A 17,106-nucleotide genomic window follows, 5' to 3' on the forward strand; every position below is an offset into this window, starting at 1 on the left:
CCCCTACCCCAATAGCATTCGCACGACGGCGTCCGCCAGCAGCCGCCCCCGATCGGTGAGGACGAGCCTGTCACCGGCCGGCACCAGCAACCCGTCGGCGACGACGCCCGCGGCGCGTTCACGCTCTTCGGAATTCAACACGTCAAACGGAAGGCCTTGGCGCAGACGGACTTTCAACAGCACGTCTTCGGTGTGCAGCGTATCGGCGTCGAGCTGCTCGAATCCTGCGACCGGCAGCGCCGCCGCGGACAACCTCTCGGCATATGCGTTGGGATGCTTGACATTCCACCAGCGCGTGGCACCGACGTATCCGTGCGCGCCCGGCCCGGCGCCCCACCACTGTCCGCCGTCCCAGTAGCCCAGGTTGTGCCGGCATTGACCACCCGGTCGCGACCAGTTGGACACTTCGTACCAGGACATCCCGGCCTCGCTCAGCCGCGCGTCGACCAATTCGTAGCGGTGCGCCAGCACGTCGTCGTCGGGAGCGGCCAGTTCGCCGCGCCGCACCCGCCGCGCCAGCGCGGTGCCTTCCTCGACCACCAGCGCGTAGGCGGAGACGTGATCGACGCCGGTGTCGATCGCGGTGTCGACCGACCGCAACACGTCGTCGTCGGACTCCCCCGGCGTTCCATAGATCAGATCGAGGCTGACGTGTTCGAATCCCGCGGCCAGCGCCTCGCGGGCGGCGGCCGCCGATCGGTTCGGGGTGTGAATGCGGTCGAGGACGCCCAGCACCCGGGGCGCCACCGATTGCATCCCCAGCGACACCCGGGTGTAGCCGGCCGCACGGATGGCGTCGAAGAGGTCCGGCCACGCCGACTCGGGGTTGGCCTCGGTGGTGATCTCGGCGTCCGCTGCCAGCGGAAAGTGCTCACGCACCATGTCCAGCAGCGTTACCAGTCGCGCACCGCCGAGCAGCGAGGGCGTCCCACCTCCGACGAACACGGTGCTCACCTGCGGCGCTTGCAGTCGCGCGGAGGCCAGTTTCAGTTCGGCCCGCAGGGCACCCAGCCAGGCGTCGGGATTGACTCCGCCCAGCTCGGCTGGGGTGTAGGTGTTGAAATCGCAATAGCCGCAACGTGTTACGCAGAACGGGACATGCACATAGATGCCAAACGGCTGTCCGGCGATCACCCGCATGTCGGGCAGATCGACCGACTCCTCGCGAATGGCCATGTCCAAATGATCCCACGGCGGACGGGTGCCCCCGGGGGCGTCGAACCCGGCCGCACCGACGACCGACGTCGCGGCAAGCGATCTCAGGAACCTCTGGGGCTTCGGTGACCGGTCTCCCAGGCCTGCGCGGTAATTTTAATCATGGTGAGCGAAGATTTGACCTGCTCGCGCGGCCCGTCGCGGTCCGTGGCACAATGGTGGCGTGACTGTCGCCCAGCCCAGCCCGCACATTGTGCTCGTGGCGCGACGGCACATCGATCTCAAGCGCGTTTGCAGCTGTATCTGTCTGCCTTGACGTGGTAGACCCAGCCCACTGTGTCTCCAGCAGGCTGACGGTTCCGTGCCGCCCCTAAGTGCCGGTGAACTGTGCTGGCCGCGCTGGCGATCTTTTTGAAGGAGAACTTCCGATGACCACCGCCCGACCCGCGAAGGCCCGTAACGAGGGCCAATGGGCACTGGGGAATCGTGAGCCGCTGAACCCGAACGAAGAGATGAAGCAGGCCGGCGCCCCGCTGGACGTGCGCGAGCGCATCGAGACCATCTACGCCAAGAACGGCTTCGACAGCATCGACAAAAGCGACCTGCGTGGGCGCTTCCGCTGGTGGGGCCTGTACACGCAGCGTGAGCAGGGCTACGACGGCACCTTCACCGGCGACGACAACGCCGAGCTGCTCGAGGCCAGGTACTTCATGATGCGGGTGCGCTGCGACGGCGGTGCGCTGTCGACGGCGGCGCTGCGCACCGTCGGCCAGATTTCCACCGAATTCGGCCGCGACACCGCCGACATCACCGACCGCGAAAACATCCAGTACCACTGGATCGAGGTCGAGAACGTCCCCGAAATCTGGCGGCGGCTGACCGACGTCGGATTGCAGACCGCCGAGGCGTGCGGCGACTGCCCCCGCGTGATCCTGGGCTCACCGCTGGCGGGCGAATCGCTCGACGAGGTGCTCGACCCGAGCTGGGCGATCGACGAGATCGCCCAGCGCTACATCGGCCAGCCCGACTTCGCCGACCTGCCGCGCAAGTACAAGACCGCGATCTCGGGTCTGCAAGACGTGGTGCACGAGGTCAACGACATCGCGTTCATCGGTGTCAACCACCCCGAGCACGGCCCCGGGCTGGATCTGTGGGTCGGTGGCGGACTGTCGACCAACCCGATGCTGGCCCAACGGGTGGGCGCCTGGGTGCCGCTCGAGGAAGTGCCCGAGGTGTGGCACGCGGTGACCTCGATCTTCCGCGACTACGGCTACCGACGGCTGCGCTCCAAGGCGCGGCTGAAGTTCCTGATCAAGGATTGGGGCATCGAGAAGTTCCGCGAAGTTCTCGAAACCGAGTACCTCAAGCGTCCGCTGATCGACGGGCCCGCGCCCGAGCCGGTACCGCATCCGATCGACCACGTCGGCGTGCAACGGCTCAAGAACGGGCTCAACGCGGTGGGCGTGGCCTCGATCGCGGGACGGGTGTCGGGCACCATCCTCACCTCAGTGGCCGACCTCGCCGAGGCGGCCGGTTCGGACCGGATCCGGTTGACCCCCTACCAGAAGCTGGTGGTCCTCGACGTCCCCGACGACAAGCTCGACGAGCTCATCGCCGGTCTGGAGGCGCTCGGCCTGCAGTCCCGGCCGTCGCAGTGGCGCCGGAATGTGATGGCGTGCACGGGGATTGAGTTCTGCAAGTTGTCGTTCGCCGAAACACGAGTCAAGGCGCAGTCTTTGGTGCCCGAGCTGGAAAGTCGCCTCGCGGACATCAACCTACAGCTCGACGTTCCGATCACCGTCAACATCAACGGCTGCCCCAACTCGTGCGCACGCATCCAGGTCGCCGATATCGGGCTGAAGGGCCAGATGGTCGACGACGGAGAGGGCGGCTCGGTCGAGGGTTTCCAGGTACACCTGGGCGGCAGCCTGGGCCAAGACAGCGGCTTCGGCCGAAAACTGCGTCAGCACAAGGTCACCAGCGACGAACTCTGCGACTACATCGAGCGGCTCGCACGCAACTTCTTGAAATATCGCGGCGAGGGTGAACGTTTCGCACAGTGGGCCATGAGAGCAGACGAGGACGATTTGCGATGAGCGAACGAACGACCAGGCATTCCGAGGCCGAGCTGCGGGAGCTCGCCGCCCGGGGTGCGGCCGAGCTGGAGGGCGCCAGCGCCAGCGACGTATTGCGTTGGACCGACGAGACGTTCGGCGGCATCAACGGGCCGCGCGGGTGGGCCACCTGCAACTACGTGGTGGCGTCCAGCATGCAGGAGGCCGTGCTGATCGACCTGGCCGCCAAGGTGCGCCCGGGTGTTCCGGTGGTGTTCTTGGACACCGGCTACCACTTCGTGGAGACCATCGGTACGCGCGACGCCATCGAGTCCGTTTACGACATCCGGGTGCTCAACGTCACCCCCGAGCAAACCGTCGCCGAGCAGGACAAACTCCTGGGCAAGGACCTGTTCGCGCGGGACCCCGGTGAATGCTGCCGGCTGCGCAAGGTCGCCCCGCTGGGCAAGACGCTGCGCGGATACTCGGCGTGGGTGACCGGGCTGCGCCGCGGCGAAACCGCCGCGCGCGCCAACGCCCCGGTGGTCGGGTTCGACGAGGGCTTCAAGCTGGTGAAGGTCAACCCGATGGTCGCCTGGACCGACGACGACGTGCAGAACTACATCGACGAGCACAGCGTGCTGGTCAATCCGCTGATCTACGAAGGCTATTCGTCGATCGGCTGCGCCCCCTGCACGGCCAAGCCACTGGCGGGCGCCGACCCGCGCAGCGGGCGCTGGCAGGGGCTGTCCAAGACCGAATGCGGACTGCACGCTTCCTGACGACCGGCGCCGATCGTCACGCCGACGTCAGCGTGCTCTCATCCTCGTCCGCTTTGCGGCCAGAATCCTCCGCAGTGGGGGCGATCGGTGGAACCCGGGTCGCGCGCACGTAGACGGTGTCGCCGTCGCGTAACGCCAGGGCCTCGGCGTCGCCGCGCGTAATCTGTGCCGTGAAGGAGCCACCGGTGGCGGCGCTGGTCAATTCGACCCGCACCTCGAAACCCAGCGCTACCACCCGGTCGACGGTGGCGCGCACCACCCCGATCGACTCCGCGGTGCCGTCGCCGCCGGCGATCGCCATCTCGGGATTGCGGCCCACCCGGATGTCGTGCGGTCGCACCAAGGCGCCGTTCAGCGTGGACACCGCGCCCAAAAACGACATCACGAACGCGTTCGCCGGGGCGTCATAGACGTCGGTCGGGGATCCGATCTGCTCGATGCGGCCGTGGTTGAGGACCGCGATCCGATCGGCGACATCCAATGCCTCAGCCTGGTCGTGGGTGACCAGCACGGTGGTGACGTGCACCTCGTCGTGCAGGCGGCGCAACCACGCCCGCAAATCCTCGCGCACCTTGGCGTCGAGCGCGCCGAACGGCTCGTCGAGCAGCAGCACCTGCGGGTCGACCGCCAGCGCCCGCGCCAGCGCCATCCGCTGTCGCTGACCACCGGAGAGCTGGTTGGGATAGCGGTTCTGAAAACCGCTGAGCCCCACCACTTCCAGCAGGTTGTCGACTTTGGCTTTGATTTCGGCCTTGGGTCGCTTGCGGACTTTCAGCCCGTACGCCACGTTGTCGCGGACGGTCAGGTGCTTGAACGCCGCGTAGTGCTGGAAGACGAACCCGATGCCGCGGCGCTGCGGGGGCACGCCGGTCACGTCACGACCGTAGATCGTGACGGTCCCGCTGTCGGGTTGGTCGAGGCCGGCGATCATGCGCAGCAGGGTCGATTTGCCCGAGCCGCTGGGACCCAACAACGCCGTCAGCGAACCGGTCGGCACCACGAAGTCCACGTGGTCCAGCGCGACGAAATCGCCATAGTGTTTGTACGCGTCGCGCACGATGATGGCGAGGTCGTCCCGGCCGGTACCGGTGTCTGTCACGTCATTCTCCTCGTCAGGCTTGTTTCGCCGCTCGGGCGCGGCGGGCATCGAGGACCACCTGGAAAACCAGCACCAGCACGGCAACCCCCATCAGCAGGGTCGACAGCGCGTAGGCGCCGTACTCGACGCCGCGGTTGTATCGGTCCGAAACAAGCAATGTCAGCGTTTGCGACTTCCCCGGCAGGTTCGACGACACTATGAGCACCGCACCGTATTCACCTAGGGTACGTGCGACTGTCAACACGATGCCGTAGGTCAGGCCCCACCGGATGGAGGGCAGCGTGATCCGCCAAAACGTCTGCCACCAGCCCGAACCCAGCGTTGCCGCCGCCTCCTCCTGGTCGGTGCCCAACTCGTGCAGCAACGGCTCGACCTCACGCACCACGAACGGCAGGGTGACGAAGATGCTGGCGAGCACGATGCCCGGCAGACCGAAGATGATTTTGAAGCCGAGGTCTTTTTCGACGAACCCCAGCGCACCTGCCGAACCCCACAACACGATCAACGCCACGCCCACGATGACGGGCGAGACCGCGAACGGCAGGTCGATGATCGCTTGGAGCACGCCCTTGCCGCGAAACCTGTTGCGCGCGAGCACCAATGCTGTCGGAATACCGAAAACCACGTTGAGCGGCACCACGATGGCCACCACCAGCAACGTCAAGTTCAGCGCCGAGATCGCCGCGGGGGTACTGACCCAGGCGTAGAACTGGCCGAACCCGGGTCGAAATGTCCGCCACAGGATCAACGACACCGGCACGACCAGCAACACGAAAATGTATCCGAGCGCCACGAAGCGCAGCCCGTAGCGGACTCCCGCGGACGACGTCATGCGGCCAGCTCCTCGCGTTTGGCCGCATGCCCGCCCACGACCCGCAAGATGAGCAGGACCACGAACGAGATCGCCAACAGCACAATGGATATCGCGGCCGCACCGGTGCGGTCGTCGTTCTCGATCAACGTCCGTATCCACTGCGAGGACACTTCGGTCTTACCCGGCACCGCACCGCCGATCAGCACCACCGACCCGAACTCGCCGATCGCGCGTGAGAACGCCAGGCCCGCACCGGATAACAGGGCGGGCAGTAGAGCCGGCAGCACCACGGACGTAAAGATCTTGGGGCCGCTGGCGCCCAGCGACGCCGCCGCCTCCTCGACTTCGCGGTCCAATTCCAGCAGCACCGGTTGGACCGCGCGGACCACGAACGGCAGCGTGACGAAGGCCAAAGCCACCGCCACACCCCACGCGGTGTGCTGCAGATGGAGCCCGACCGGGCTGTTGTTGCCGTACAAGGCCAGCATGACCAGGCTGGCGACGATGGTGGGCAGCGCGAACGGCAGATCGATGATCGCGTCGACGAGGCGCTTCCCGACGAAGTCGTCGCGCACCAGCACCCACGCGATCACCAGGCCAAAAATCAGGTTGAGCACGGTCACCCCGGCCGAGATCGTCAGGGTCACCTCGAACGACTCCAACGCGGCGTTCGAGGTGACCGCGAGCCAGAACGCGTGCCAGCCGCCGCCGGCGGACTGCCAGGCGATCGCCGCCAGCGGCAGCAACACGATCACCGACAGCCACACCGTGGCCGCCCCGACCCGCAGGGCGGTGGTCCCCCGGCCACGTCCGTGCAGCGGCCCGTGCCCGGGTTCGCCGCTGAGTTCGGGGCGGATCGCCATCGGGTCCGGCGTGATGGCCGTCATCCGGTGGCCTGCGTGTAGATCTTGGTGATGCTGCCGGTGTTCTTATCGAACAGCTGCGGATCCGCCGTACTCCAGCCGCCGAGGTCGGCGATGGTCCACAGCTTCTTCGGCACGGGGTACTGGCCGCGGAAGTCGGCGGCGACCGCCGGGTCGACCGGCCGGAAACCTGCCTGCGCCCAGACCTTTTGGGCCGCGGCCGTGTACTGGAAATTCTTGAAGGCGACGGCCGCCTGCAGGTGGGGACTGGTGTTGACGACGGCGACCGGATTGTCGATCTTGAAGGTCTGCGGCGGGTTGACGTGGTCGACCGCCTTGCCCGCCCGCTCGGTCGCGATGGCCTCGTTCTCGTAGCTGATCAGCACGTCGCCGCTGCCCTGGACGAAGACGTCGGTGGCTTCGCGCCCCGATCCGGGGCGGAGTTTGACGTGCTCGGTCACCAGCTTCTTGATGAAATCCACACCGGCCGCGCTGTTGGCGCCCCCTTCGCTCTTGACGGCATACGGCGCGAGCAGATTCCACTTGGCCGACCCCGAACTCAGCGGGCTGGGCGTGATGACCTCAACACCGGGCCGCAGCAGGTCATCCCAGTCCTTGATGTTTTTCGGATTGCCCTTGCGCACCACGAGTGTGACCACCGAGCCGAACGGGATTCCCTTGGTGGCGTCGGTGTTCCAGTCTTTAGAGACTTTGCCGGCCTTGACCAATCGCGCGATGTCGGGTTCGACGGAGAAGTTCACGACATCGGCCGGCTTGCCGTCGACGACGCCGCGGGACTGGTCACCGGACGCCCCATAGGACGTCACCACCTGGACGCCTTTGCCTTCCTCGGAGGCATTGAACGCCGGAATGACCATGCTCCATCCGGGTTCCGGGACCGAGTAGGCAACCAGCGTGATGCTGGTGTGCGCGCCGGCCAGCCCACCGCCACCGACGGCATCGCTTGCGCCCCCGTGGCAGCCGGCGACGAGGCCTGCTATTAAAACCAGGGCTGAGACAGGCCGCCAACGCAATGCGGTCCTGATGTCCATCGAAGGCCTTCCGGTGGGGAACGTATCGGATCTCGGTCCCGTCTCAGCGGAAAGGCAACTAGAACTTCAGGAGAATTCGAGAACTCCAGAACCAGACCGCACACGGGTTTGGGAGTCAGCGACAACAGTGCACGAAGGCGTAGCACCCTGGAATGCCAAACGCCACGCGCATGGCGGGAAGCCTAACAGGAATTGACGGTGCCGCCACCGCAGCCGGCGCCGGGCAACCGCCACGGGCGTCTCAGCGGTGCATCACGTGGGTGACCAGCCAGGTGCCGATCACCAGCGCCACCAAGATGAGGAGAATCAACGTCACGTGCGACCGAGGCATACGCGTTACCCGGATGTCTCACCGGCATGGCGGGCACGGCGCATCAACTCGATGCCCTTGCCGAGCAGGCCGTCGAGCAGGGCCGCCGTCACGTAGGCGACCGCCAGCACGACCGGCATCACCACCGTGGCCTGCAGCACGAAAGGCAGCCCCGAAAGCCACAGCTCGTTGCCGTCCCACCAGTTGAGGAACGCATTCACGAAGCTCACCCTATTCGGCGCTGCCGCACAAAACCAATGCGTGAACGTCGGCACCCGGGCAGGTGCGCGCCACGCCGCCTCGGCGAAACGTTGGACGCCGGGCCGCCGCGCGGTCGATGATGTCCAGATGGTTCTGCATGTTCAGCCCGACGACCAACCGGCCGACACCATGCCCGAGGAAGCGTTGCCGGCGGCTGCCGCGACGTCGATGTCCTCGTCCATCGACCTGCGCACACCCGGCCCCCTCGCGCCCAGCGCGGCCCTGCGTAACCCGTTTCCGCCGATCGCCGATTACGCGTTCCTGTCGGATTGGGAAACCACCTGCCTGATCTCGCCGGCCGGGTCGGTGGAGTGGCTGTGCGTGCCGCGGCCGGACTCGCCGAGCGTGTTCGGGGCGATCCTGGACCGCAGCGCCGGCCACTTCCGGTTGGGGCCCTATGGCGTCTCGGTGCCGTCGGCCCGCCGGTATCTGCCGGGCAGCCTCATCATGGAGACCACCTGGCAGACGCACACCGGGTGGCTGATCGTGCGCGACGCGCTGGTCATGGGCCCCTGGCACGACCTGGACCGCCGGTCGCGCACGCATCGCCGCACCCCGATGGACTGGGACGCCGAGCATATCCTGCTGCGCACGGTGCGCTGCGTCAGCGGCACCGTCGAACTGATGATGAGCTGCGAGCCGGCGTTCGACTACCACCGGGTCGGCGCCACCTGGGAATACTCCGCCAACGCGTACGGCGAGGCCATCGCGCGCGCCACCAAGCAACCCGACGCCCACCCGACGCTGCGGCTCACCACCAACCTGCGGATCGGGCTGGAGGGCCGGGAAGCGCGCGCCCGCACCCGGATGAAGGAGGGCGACGACGTGTTCGTCGCCCTGAGCTGGACCAAACATCCGGCGCCGCAGACCTACGAAGAGGCCGCCGACAAGATGTGGCAGACCACCGAGTGCTGGCGGCAGTGGATCAACATCGGGAACTTCCCCGACCACCCGTGGCGGGCATACCTGCAGCGCAGCGCACTCACGCTGAAGGGCTTGACCTACTCGCCCACTGGAGCGCTGTTGGCGGCCAGCACCACGTCGCTGCCGGAAACACCGCAGGGCGAACGCAACTGGGACTACCGCTATGCCTGGGTGCGCGACTCGACGTTCGCGTTGTGGGGTCTGTACACGCTCGGGCTCGACCGCGAGGCCGACGACTTCTTCGCGTTCATCGCCGATGTCTCGGGGGCCAACAACAACGAGCGGCACCCGCTGCAGGTGATGTACGGCGTGGGCGGGGAGCGCAGCCTGGTCGAGGAGGAGTTGCATCACCTTTCCGGCTATGACCAGGCCCGGCCGGTGCGCATCGGCAACGGCGCCTTCGACCAGGTCCAGCACGACATCTGGGGCTCCATCCTCGACTCCTTCTACCTGCACGCCAAGTCGCGTGAGCAGGTCCCCGAGACGTTGTGGCCGGTGCTGAAGAAGCAGGTGGAGGAGGCGATCAAGCACTGGCGCGAGCCCGACCGCGGCATCTGGGAGGTGCGCGGGGAACCGCAGCACTTCACGTCGTCGAAGGTGATGTGCTGGGTGGCGCTCGACCGCGGGGCGAAGCTGGCCGAACGCCAGGGCGAGAAGAGCTACGCCCAGCAGTGGCGCGCCATCGCCGAGGAGATCAAGAACGACATCCTGGCGCACGGCGTGGACTCCCGCGGCGTGTTCACCCAGCGCTACGGCAGCGACGCGCTGGACGCCTCGCTGCTGTTGGTGGTGCTGACGCGGTTCCTGCCGCCGGACGACCCGCGGGTGCGCAACACAGTGCTGGCGATCGCCGACGAGCTCACCCAGGAAGGCTTGGTGCTGCGCTACCGGGTCGAGGAGACCGACGACGGTCTGTCCGGCGAGGAGGGCACGTTCACGATCTGTTCGTTCTGGCTGGTGTCGGCGCTGGTCGAGATCGGCGAGGTGCGCCGCGCCAAGCGCCTGTGCGAGCGGTTGCTGTCGTATGCCAGCCCGCTGCACCTCTACGCCGAGGAGATCGAGCCGCGCACCGGTCGCCAGCTGGGCAACTTCCCGCAGGCGTTCACCCACCTGGCGCTGATCAACGCGGTGGTGCACGTCATTCGCGCCGAGGAGGAGGCCGACGGCTCCGGGATGTTCCAGCCCGCGAACGCGCCCATGTAGTTCCCGTGGCGATCGCGAGCGCGGCCGTTGGGCCGGGCGAAGCGGGTCGCCACCATCAAACGTGGCGATCGCGAGCGCGGCCGTTGGGCCGGGCGAAGCGGGTCGCCACCATCAGGTCCGCCCTCGTATCGGCTGGCGCCGCGTCAGCTACGGGCGCCGAGTTTGTCCATGAGCGCGTGGGTGAGGTCGATGGCGGTGGTGTTGATGTCGCCGTTGCCCTGATCTCCTGGCCCATAAATGGGGATGAAGTCGACCGTCATCTCGACCAGGTAAGGCCCCTTGACGCCGAGGGCCCGGGCCACGGGCGTTGCGTTCAAAATCGAGTGCGGGCCGGATCCCATCGAAACCGTAGCCGCGACAACCGAATCCTGGACGTGCACGTCGGAGATGGCTTCCGTACCGTATATATCGGTCGGCGGCACGATCAGCGTGGTCCCGTCGCACTTCTGCCACTGCGCGACGAACCTGGCGAAGAGCGCGTCGGCGTCCGCAGCCGTCCGCAACGCGACGATGCCTTGCTGGACAAAGTCGATCTTCACCGAATCCCCTTTGTGCACCCACATTTCGGCGGCCGTTTCTTGTACTGGCGCCGAGCCATACGGGCCCCGCTGCATCCAATAGACGACGCCGATGCACTCGGCGGGCTGCGCCTTATCCCACGTGGTTCCCAATTTGTCGCCGCCGCCGAACTCCGAGTAACGCGGGTACGGCTGGAACGGCTGGTCGAGCAGCTTTGCCAGCGCGGTGCCGTCGAACAAGGCCCGCTTGATGGCTGGCACCCGCCCCGCGTCGGGTGCCAGAGTGGCTGTGCCGGAGGTGGTTTCGGTGCACCCACTCGCCAGCAGCACCGCGATCACCGCGGCTGGCGCGCGCCACCGGCTTTTCATTTCTCGTCTTGCCTTCCCGGCGCCCAGCGCGACCTCACGCGAGCGCGTTGACCCTGTCCATCATGGCGTGCGCGATGTCGAGTGCGCTGGCGTTCACGTCGGCCGACCCCGGGTCGGTGGATCGTCGCCCACCGAAAAACACCACCTCGACTTCCACGAGGCAGTTCGACCGGATACCGATGGCACGCGCCTGCGGGGTGGGCCGCAGGGCCGGCATGTTGGGCAGCACCGAGGTGGCGGTTTTGGTCGCCGCGATGGTGGTGGCGGTGCCGCGGACATCGCTGATGACGTTCGTGGTGCTGATCGGGCCGGTCTGTTCCGAGGTCGTCATGCCGTTGCATTGTTGCCACTGCTGGGAGAACTGCGCGAACAGTGCCTGAGCCTGCGCGGCCGACGGCAGCGTGACCACCCCCTCCATCACGGTGATCACCTGCGCCGGTTCGCCGTTGTTCCACCACGACACCGAGGCGACGTCCTGGACGTCAGCGGAGCGGTACACGCTCTTCTGCAGCATCGCCGTCACACCCAGGCAACCGGCCTGCGACGTCGACCGCTTGACCTGGTAGAGCTTCTCGGGGCCGCCGACTTGGGCCGGGTCGCGGGAGATCAAGGTCTGGTCGAGCATCCGCGACAGCGTCGCGCCGTCGAGCAGGACCTTGCTGACCGACGCGCCAGTCAACGGTCGCAGCTTGAGGTTCGGCGCCGGCTTGGCCGTTCCGTCCACGACGGTGCCACAACTCGTCACCACCGTGGCGAGCGCGGCGAGAGTCGCCGCCGCTTTGAGTATCCGCATGGCTACTTCTTGCCCTTGTCCCCCGCCGCGTCCGCAGACAGCGCCGCGACAAACGCTTCCTGCGGCACGTCGACCCGCCCGATGGTCTTCATCCGCTTCTTGCCTTCCTTCTGCTTTTCCAGAAGTTTGCGCTTACGGGTGATGTCACCGCCGTAGCACTTGGATAGCACGTCCTTGCGGATGGCTCGGATGTTTTCGCGCGCAATGATTTTCGAGCCGATCGCCGCCTGGACCGGCACCTCGAACTGCTGGCGCGGGATCAGCTCTTTGAGCTTGGTGGTCATCTTGTTGCCGTAGGCCGAGGCGCCGTCCTTGTGCACGATCGCGCTGAACGCGTCGACCGCCTCGCCCTGCAACAGGATGTCGACCTTGACCAGCGCCGCCTCTTGCTCGCCGGCCTCCTCGTAGTCGAGGCTCGCGTAGCCGCGGGTGCGTGACTTCAGGGAGTCGAAGAAATCGAAGATGATCTCGCCCAGCGGCATGGTGTAGCGCAGCTCCACCCGTTCGGGCGACAGGTAGTCCATCCCGCCGAGCTCGCCGCGGCGCGACTGGCACAGCTCCATGATCGTGCCGATGAACTCGCTGGGCGCGATGATGGTCGTCTTCACCACCGGCTCGTAGACGGCGCGCACCTTGCCTTCGGGCCAGTCCGACGGGTTGGTCACGATGATCTCGGTGTCGTCCTCTTTGATCACCCGGTACACGACGTTGGGTGACGTCGAGATCAGATCCAGGTCGAACTCCCGCTCCAGGCGCTCGCGGGTGATCTCCATGTGCAGCAAACCCAAAAAGCCACAACGGAATCCGAAGCCCAGCGCCACCGACGTCTCCGGCTCGTACGTCAGGGCCGCGTCGTTGAGTTGCAGCCTGTCCAACGCGTCGCGCAGAACCGGGTAGTCCGAACCGTCCACGGGATACAGCCCCGAGTAGACCATCGGCCTGGGTTCGCGGTACCCGGTCAGCGCTTCGACGGCGCCGTGCTTGGCCGTCGTCACGGTGTCACCGACCTTGGACTGCCGGACGTCCTTCACCCCGGTGATCAGGTACCCCACCTCGCCCACTCCCAGGCCCTCGCTGGCCTTCGGCTCGGGCGAGACGATGCCGACCTCGAGCAGTTCGTGCGTGGCGCCGGTGGACATCATCGCGATGCGTTCGCGTGGGGTGATCTTGCCGTCGACCACCCGCACGTAGGTCACCACGCCGCGGTAGATGTCGTAGACCGAGTCGAAGATCATTGCGCGCAGCGGTGCGTCGGCGTTGCCCTGGGGGGGCGGCACCTGCCGCACCACCTCGTTGAGCAGGTTCGCCACTCCCTCGCCGGTCTTGCCGGACACCCGCAGCACGTCGTCGGGCTCGCAGCCGATGATGTGGGCGAGTTCTCCGGCATAGCGGTCCGGGTCGGCCGCCGGCAGGTCGATCTTGTTGAGCACCGGGATGATGGTCAGGTCGCGGTCCAGCGCCAGGTAGAGGTTGGCCAGGGTCTGCGCCTCGATGCCCTGCGCGGCGTCGACCAGCAGTACCGCGCCCTCGCAGGCCTCCAGCGCGCGCGACACCTCGTAGGTGAAGTCGACGTGGCCCGGGGTGTCGATCAGGTGCAACACATGGTCTTGATCCTCGACCTTCCAGGGCAGCCGCACGTTTTGCGCCTTGATGGTGATGCCGCGCTCGCGTTCGATGTCCATCCGGTCCAAGTACTGCGCGCGCATCGAGCGCTCATCGACGACGCCGGTGAGCTGCAGCATCCGGTCGGCCAGCGTCGACTTGCCGTGATCGATGTGGGCGATGATGCAGAAATTCCGAATCTGCGCCGGCGCGGTGAAGGTCTTGTCGGCGAAACTGCTGATGGGAATCTCCTGGTCTACGTCAAACGTGATGGGCGCGGCGTGGCCGTTTTACTGGCGGTTCGCGGGTATGTCCAGCGTATCTATGCAGCGTCGTGTGGACCTACTTGGACACAGTCGCGCCCGATCGCTCGCGTCTATGCTGCGAATATGGCGTCTGCCCGGAAATCGCAGTGGAAGACGTTCCAGCGGTTTGCCGAGAATCTGGTGTTCAGCGGGGTGCCGCGGCTGGCCCGGCAGGTGCAGAATTCCCAGACCGTGCTGCGCGAGCTGCAGCAGGCCGTTCGGATCACCGCGAACGTCATCGCCGCTGCCGCGCCGCCACCGTCCGACACGACGGTCGCGGGCCGGCCGGTGACCAGCAGCAGCTTGCCCACCGCGCAGCGGGCCCGCAAACTCGTGTACGCACCGAGTCTGGACGGGCGGGCCGACCCCGGCGAAATCGTCTGGACGTGGGTGGTCTACGAGGACGACCCCAGCCGGGGCAAGGACCGGCCTGTGCTGGTGGTGGGGCGTGACCGCGGCACCCTGCTGGGGTTGATGGTCTCCAGCCAGGAACGCCACGCCGCCGATTCCGAATGGGTTGGAATCGGTTCTGGCAGTTGGGATTACGAGGGCAGGTCCAGCTGGGTCCGGCTAGACCGCGTGCTCGACGTGCCCGAGGAGGGCATCCGCCGCGAGGGCGCCATCCTGGACCGCGAGATCTTCGACGTGGTCGCGGCCCGGCTGCGCGCCGACTACTCCTGGCGGTGAGCCTCGCCGCCGCCAGGCGATTGGCCGAGCGTGCACCCACTGCGAGAAAAGGACAAAATTTTCGCGCTGAGCGCACGCTCGGCGCGCGGGTTGAGGAGGAGTCGGGCAATCAGCCCCGCCCGGCGACGATGCAGGCCGCGGTGCGGCCTGAAGAGGAGTCGGGCAATCAGCCCTGAGTGATGTAGGACTGCAGCTGCTGCTGCTCGGCCTCGAGTTCTTCCATGCGGGTCTTCACCACGTCACCGATGCTGACGATGCCGATCAGCTTCTTCCCGTCGAGCACCGGCACGTGGCGCACCCGGTTCTTGGTCATCAGCACGCTGATGGCGTCGACCTCGTCGGTCTTGGTGCACGTGGCCAGCATGGTGGTCATGATCTTGGACACCGGGCGAGACAGCACGCTGGCGCCATGGGTGTGCAGCTGGCGCACGACGTCGCGCTCCGACACGATGCCGACGACGCCCTCGGCGCCGACCACCACCATGGCGCCGATGTTCTGCTCGGTCAGGCCCGCGAGCAGCTCACGAACCGTCGCGTCCGGGTTGATGGTCACCACCGCCGCGCCCTTATTCCGCAAGACGTCCGCAATCCGCATCAAGGCCTCCAGCCGGGTTTGTGATCCGCTTCACATCAGGCTACGGCTAACTCGCGCGGCGGAAAAGGCACCAAGAGAACCTGCAAACAGATTGTGTCCAAGCGCCGAGGTGCGGCCGGATCGTTCGATTGGGCCACTGGGCGCGGGCGGGGCCTGCAAGATAAGCGCCATGATCGAGGTCACTTTGCTGGGCACCGGAAGTCCGATCCCCGACCCGAACCGCGCCGGGCCGTCGACCCTGGTGCGGGCCGGCGGGCAGGTGTTTTTGGCGGACTGCGGGCGCGGGGTGCTCCAGCGCGCGGCGGCGGTCGGCGTGGGCGCCGCGGGCTTGTCGGCGCTGCTGCTCACCCACCTGCACAGCGATCACGTCGGCGACCTCGGCGACGTCCTCATCACGCGGTGGATCAGCACCTTCACCCCCGATCCCGCGCCGCTGCCCATCATCGGGCCGCCCGGCACCGCCGAACTGGTGGAGGCGACGCTGAAGGCGTTCCACCACGACATCGGCTACCGGATCGCCCATCACGCCGATCTGACCGCGCCGCCGGCGGTCGAGGTCCACGAATACACCGACGGTCCCGTGTGGGACCGCGACGGCGTCTCGATCCGGGTGGGCGCCACGGATCACCGGCCAGTCGCCCCGACCATCGGGTTCCGCATCGAATACGAGGGCGCATCGGTGGTGCTGGCCGGCGACTCCGTGCCGTGCGCGAGCCTGGACGAGCTCGCGGCCGGCGCCGGCGCCCTGGTGCACACCGTGATCCGTAAGGACATCGTCACCGCCATCCCCCAGCAGCGTCTCGTCGACATCTGCGATTACCACTCGTCGGTGGAAGAAGCGGCGGCAACCGCGGCCCGCGCGGGCGTGGGCACCCTCGTCATGACGCACTATGTGCCGGCGCTGGTACCCGGCCAGGAAGACCAGTGGCGAGCGCTGGCCGCCGGGGAGTTCGGTGGGCGCATCGAGCTCGGCGACGACCTGCACCGGGTTCAGGTCGACGCGCCCTCCTGAGGCGGTGGCGGCTCACCGGGATGACGAATCCCGTTGCGTCACAAGGGCGATGACGATGCCGGCCACCACCAGCCAGACCAGCGCCACGACCCGCGCGATCGGCAACAGGACGCCCAGCGCCGGCCAGATCAACACCCCGGCCGCCGATTCGGCGAGCACGGCAGTCGCCAGGCCGGTCCGGGAGAGCGGCCCGGACAACACTCCCCCGGGCGCCGCCATCGCGGCGACCAACACGCCCAACGCCACGATGTGGCCCGGGCCGCCGGTGAGAAAGACCAACAAATACAACGCCCGCACCACAGAGGTGTCGGCGCTGACTTCCGGCCACGACAGCGTCCACCCCAGCAATCCCGAGAGCCCGAGCGCCCCGGCCGCCGCGACGCCGCTCGTGAGCGCGATCGCGGCCGTCGCGCGGCCGGCTCCGAGCTGCCTCAGCCGCGCGACGGCCGCCGCCGCGTAGAGCGCCAACGGGACCGACGACGCGAATACCGCCACCGCCATCACCCGCACGGCCACCGGCTCGGCGCGCACGTACGCCGCCACCGCGCTGACGGGGCCGTACGGCAACGGCATGACGCCGCCCATCGCGACCCCGACCGCGATCCCACCGAAGAGCAGCCCGATGCACAACAGGGACAGCGCCGTCAGGGAAGGCCCGCGGTGATTCGCCTCGGGCCGGGACGTGCCGCCGGGTGAATCGTTCATCAC

The 17,106-nt window shown here is 67.2% G+C and carries 17 protein-coding genes; 6 read left to right on the forward strand and 11 right to left on the reverse strand.

Annotation, left to right across the window (positions count from 1 at the left end):
- Window positions 1-3: 3 nt before the first annotated feature.
- Entirely contained in the window at window positions 4-1,176 is a 1,173-nt protein-coding gene (hemW, locus tag ACZ50Z_RS11990; RefSeq protein WP_464483753.1) for a radical SAM family heme chaperone HemW, read from the reverse strand.
- Window positions 1,177-1,414: 238 nt separating this feature from the next.
- Between hemW and ACZ50Z_RS11995 the strand changes: the two genes are divergently transcribed.
- The 3 genes from ACZ50Z_RS11995 to ACZ50Z_RS12005 all read left to right on the forward strand — a co-directional run bounded on the left by ACZ50Z_RS11995 (window position 1,415) and on the right by ACZ50Z_RS12005 (window position 3,991).
- A complete protein-coding gene (locus tag ACZ50Z_RS11995) occupies window positions 1,415-1,471 on the forward strand; it encodes an Ms4527A family Cys-rich leader peptide (protein WP_350494663.1) in 57 nt (18 codons plus the stop codon).
- A 112-nt stretch (window positions 1,472-1,583) separates the two neighbouring features.
- Window positions 1,584-3,251, forward strand: a complete 1,668-nt coding sequence (locus tag ACZ50Z_RS12000; RefSeq protein ID WP_464483754.1) for a nitrite/sulfite reductase — start codon at window positions 1,584-1,586, stop codon at window positions 3,249-3,251.
- Entirely contained in the window at window positions 3,248-3,991 is a 744-nt protein-coding gene (locus ACZ50Z_RS12005) for a phosphoadenylyl-sulfate reductase (protein WP_067171593.1), read from the forward strand. Before ACZ50Z_RS12000 ends, ACZ50Z_RS12005 begins: the two co-directional genes overlap by 4 nt.
- 16 nt (window positions 3,992-4,007) lie before the next feature.
- Here the strand turns inward: ACZ50Z_RS12005 and ACZ50Z_RS12010 are convergent, their stop codons facing one another.
- The 5 genes from ACZ50Z_RS12010 to ACZ50Z_RS12030 form a co-directional block, all read right to left on the reverse strand.
- Window positions 4,008-5,090 (reverse strand): sulfate/molybdate ABC transporter ATP-binding protein, encoded by a 1,083-nt coding sequence (locus ACZ50Z_RS12010; RefSeq protein ID WP_464483755.1) that lies wholly within the window; start codon window positions 5,088-5,090, stop codon window positions 4,008-4,010.
- 13 nt (window positions 5,091-5,103) lie between these two features.
- Entirely contained in the window at window positions 5,104-5,922 is an 819-nt protein-coding gene (gene cysW / locus ACZ50Z_RS12015) for a sulfate ABC transporter permease subunit CysW (protein WP_464483756.1), read from the reverse strand.
- Entirely contained in the window at window positions 5,919-6,791 is an 873-nt protein-coding gene (gene cysT, locus ACZ50Z_RS12020; protein ID WP_464483757.1) for a sulfate ABC transporter permease subunit CysT, read from the reverse strand. The genes cysW and cysT overlap by 4 nt, the downstream gene beginning before the upstream one ends.
- Window positions 6,788-7,819, reverse strand: coding sequence for a sulfate ABC transporter substrate-binding protein (locus tag ACZ50Z_RS12025; RefSeq protein WP_464483758.1), 1,032 nt, complete (start codon window positions 7,817-7,819; stop codon window positions 6,788-6,790). Before ACZ50Z_RS12025 ends, cysT begins: the two co-directional genes overlap by 4 nt.
- Before the next feature lie 336 nt (window positions 7,820-8,155).
- Window positions 8,156-8,350 carry a hypothetical protein gene (locus ACZ50Z_RS12030; protein ID WP_464483759.1) on the reverse strand — a complete coding sequence of 65 codons (195 nt, stop codon included), beginning with the start codon at window positions 8,348-8,350 and terminating at the stop codon, window positions 8,156-8,158.
- A gap of 127 nt (window positions 8,351-8,477) precedes the next feature.
- Between ACZ50Z_RS12030 and ACZ50Z_RS12035 the strand changes: the two genes are divergently transcribed.
- Window positions 8,478-10,517: a glycoside hydrolase family 15 protein gene (locus ACZ50Z_RS12035; RefSeq protein ID WP_464483760.1), complete on the forward strand. Its 2,040-nt coding sequence runs from the start codon at window positions 8,478-8,480 to the stop codon at window positions 10,515-10,517.
- Between the two features lie 143 nt (window positions 10,518-10,660).
- Here the strand turns inward: ACZ50Z_RS12035 and ACZ50Z_RS12040 are convergent, their stop codons facing one another.
- The 3 genes from ACZ50Z_RS12040 to lepA are packed head-to-tail and all read right to left on the reverse strand — an operon-like array spanning window position 10,661 to window position 14,071.
- Window positions 10,661-11,404: a sensor domain-containing protein gene (locus ACZ50Z_RS12040; RefSeq protein WP_464483761.1), complete on the reverse strand. Its 744-nt coding sequence runs from the start codon at window positions 11,402-11,404 to the stop codon at window positions 10,661-10,663.
- Window positions 11,405-11,438: 34 nt separating this feature from the next.
- Window positions 11,439-12,197 (reverse strand): sensor domain-containing protein, encoded by a 759-nt coding sequence (locus ACZ50Z_RS12045; protein ID WP_464483762.1) that lies wholly within the window; start codon window positions 12,195-12,197, stop codon window positions 11,439-11,441.
- Window positions 12,198-12,199: 2 nt separating this feature from the next.
- The gene (gene lepA, locus ACZ50Z_RS12050) at window positions 12,200-14,071 is read right to left on the reverse strand and encodes a translation elongation factor 4 (RefSeq protein WP_464486201.1); all 1,872 of its coding nucleotides are present in this window, start codon (window positions 14,069-14,071) and stop codon (window positions 12,200-12,202) included.
- Between the two features lie 117 nt (window positions 14,072-14,188).
- Between lepA and ACZ50Z_RS12055 the strand changes: the two genes are divergently transcribed.
- The gene (locus tag ACZ50Z_RS12055; RefSeq protein WP_464483763.1) at window positions 14,189-14,791 is read left to right on the forward strand and encodes a type II toxin-antitoxin system PemK/MazF family toxin; all 603 of its coding nucleotides are present in this window, start codon (window positions 14,189-14,191) and stop codon (window positions 14,789-14,791) included.
- Between the two features lie 166 nt (window positions 14,792-14,957).
- Here ACZ50Z_RS12055 and ACZ50Z_RS12060 read toward each other — a convergent pair whose 3' ends face one another.
- Window positions 14,958-15,386, reverse strand: coding sequence for a CBS domain-containing protein (locus ACZ50Z_RS12060; protein WP_464483764.1), 429 nt, complete (start codon window positions 15,384-15,386; stop codon window positions 14,958-14,960).
- Window positions 15,387-15,555: 169 nt separating this feature from the next.
- Here ACZ50Z_RS12060 and ACZ50Z_RS12065 point away from each other — a divergent pair, with 169 nt between their 5' ends.
- Entirely contained in the window at window positions 15,556-16,398 is an 843-nt protein-coding gene (locus ACZ50Z_RS12065) for a ribonuclease Z (protein ID WP_464483765.1), read from the forward strand.
- A gap of 12 nt (window positions 16,399-16,410) precedes the next feature.
- Here the strand turns inward: ACZ50Z_RS12065 and ACZ50Z_RS12070 are convergent, their stop codons facing one another.
- Window positions 16,411-17,103 carry a hypothetical protein gene (locus tag ACZ50Z_RS12070; protein WP_464483766.1) on the reverse strand — a complete coding sequence of 231 codons (693 nt, stop codon included), beginning with the start codon at window positions 17,101-17,103 and terminating at the stop codon, window positions 16,411-16,413.
- Window positions 17,104-17,106: the final 3 nt, after the last annotated feature.

It is taken from the genome of Mycobacterium sp. NTMscope_MAC_269 (assembly GCF_976985695.1).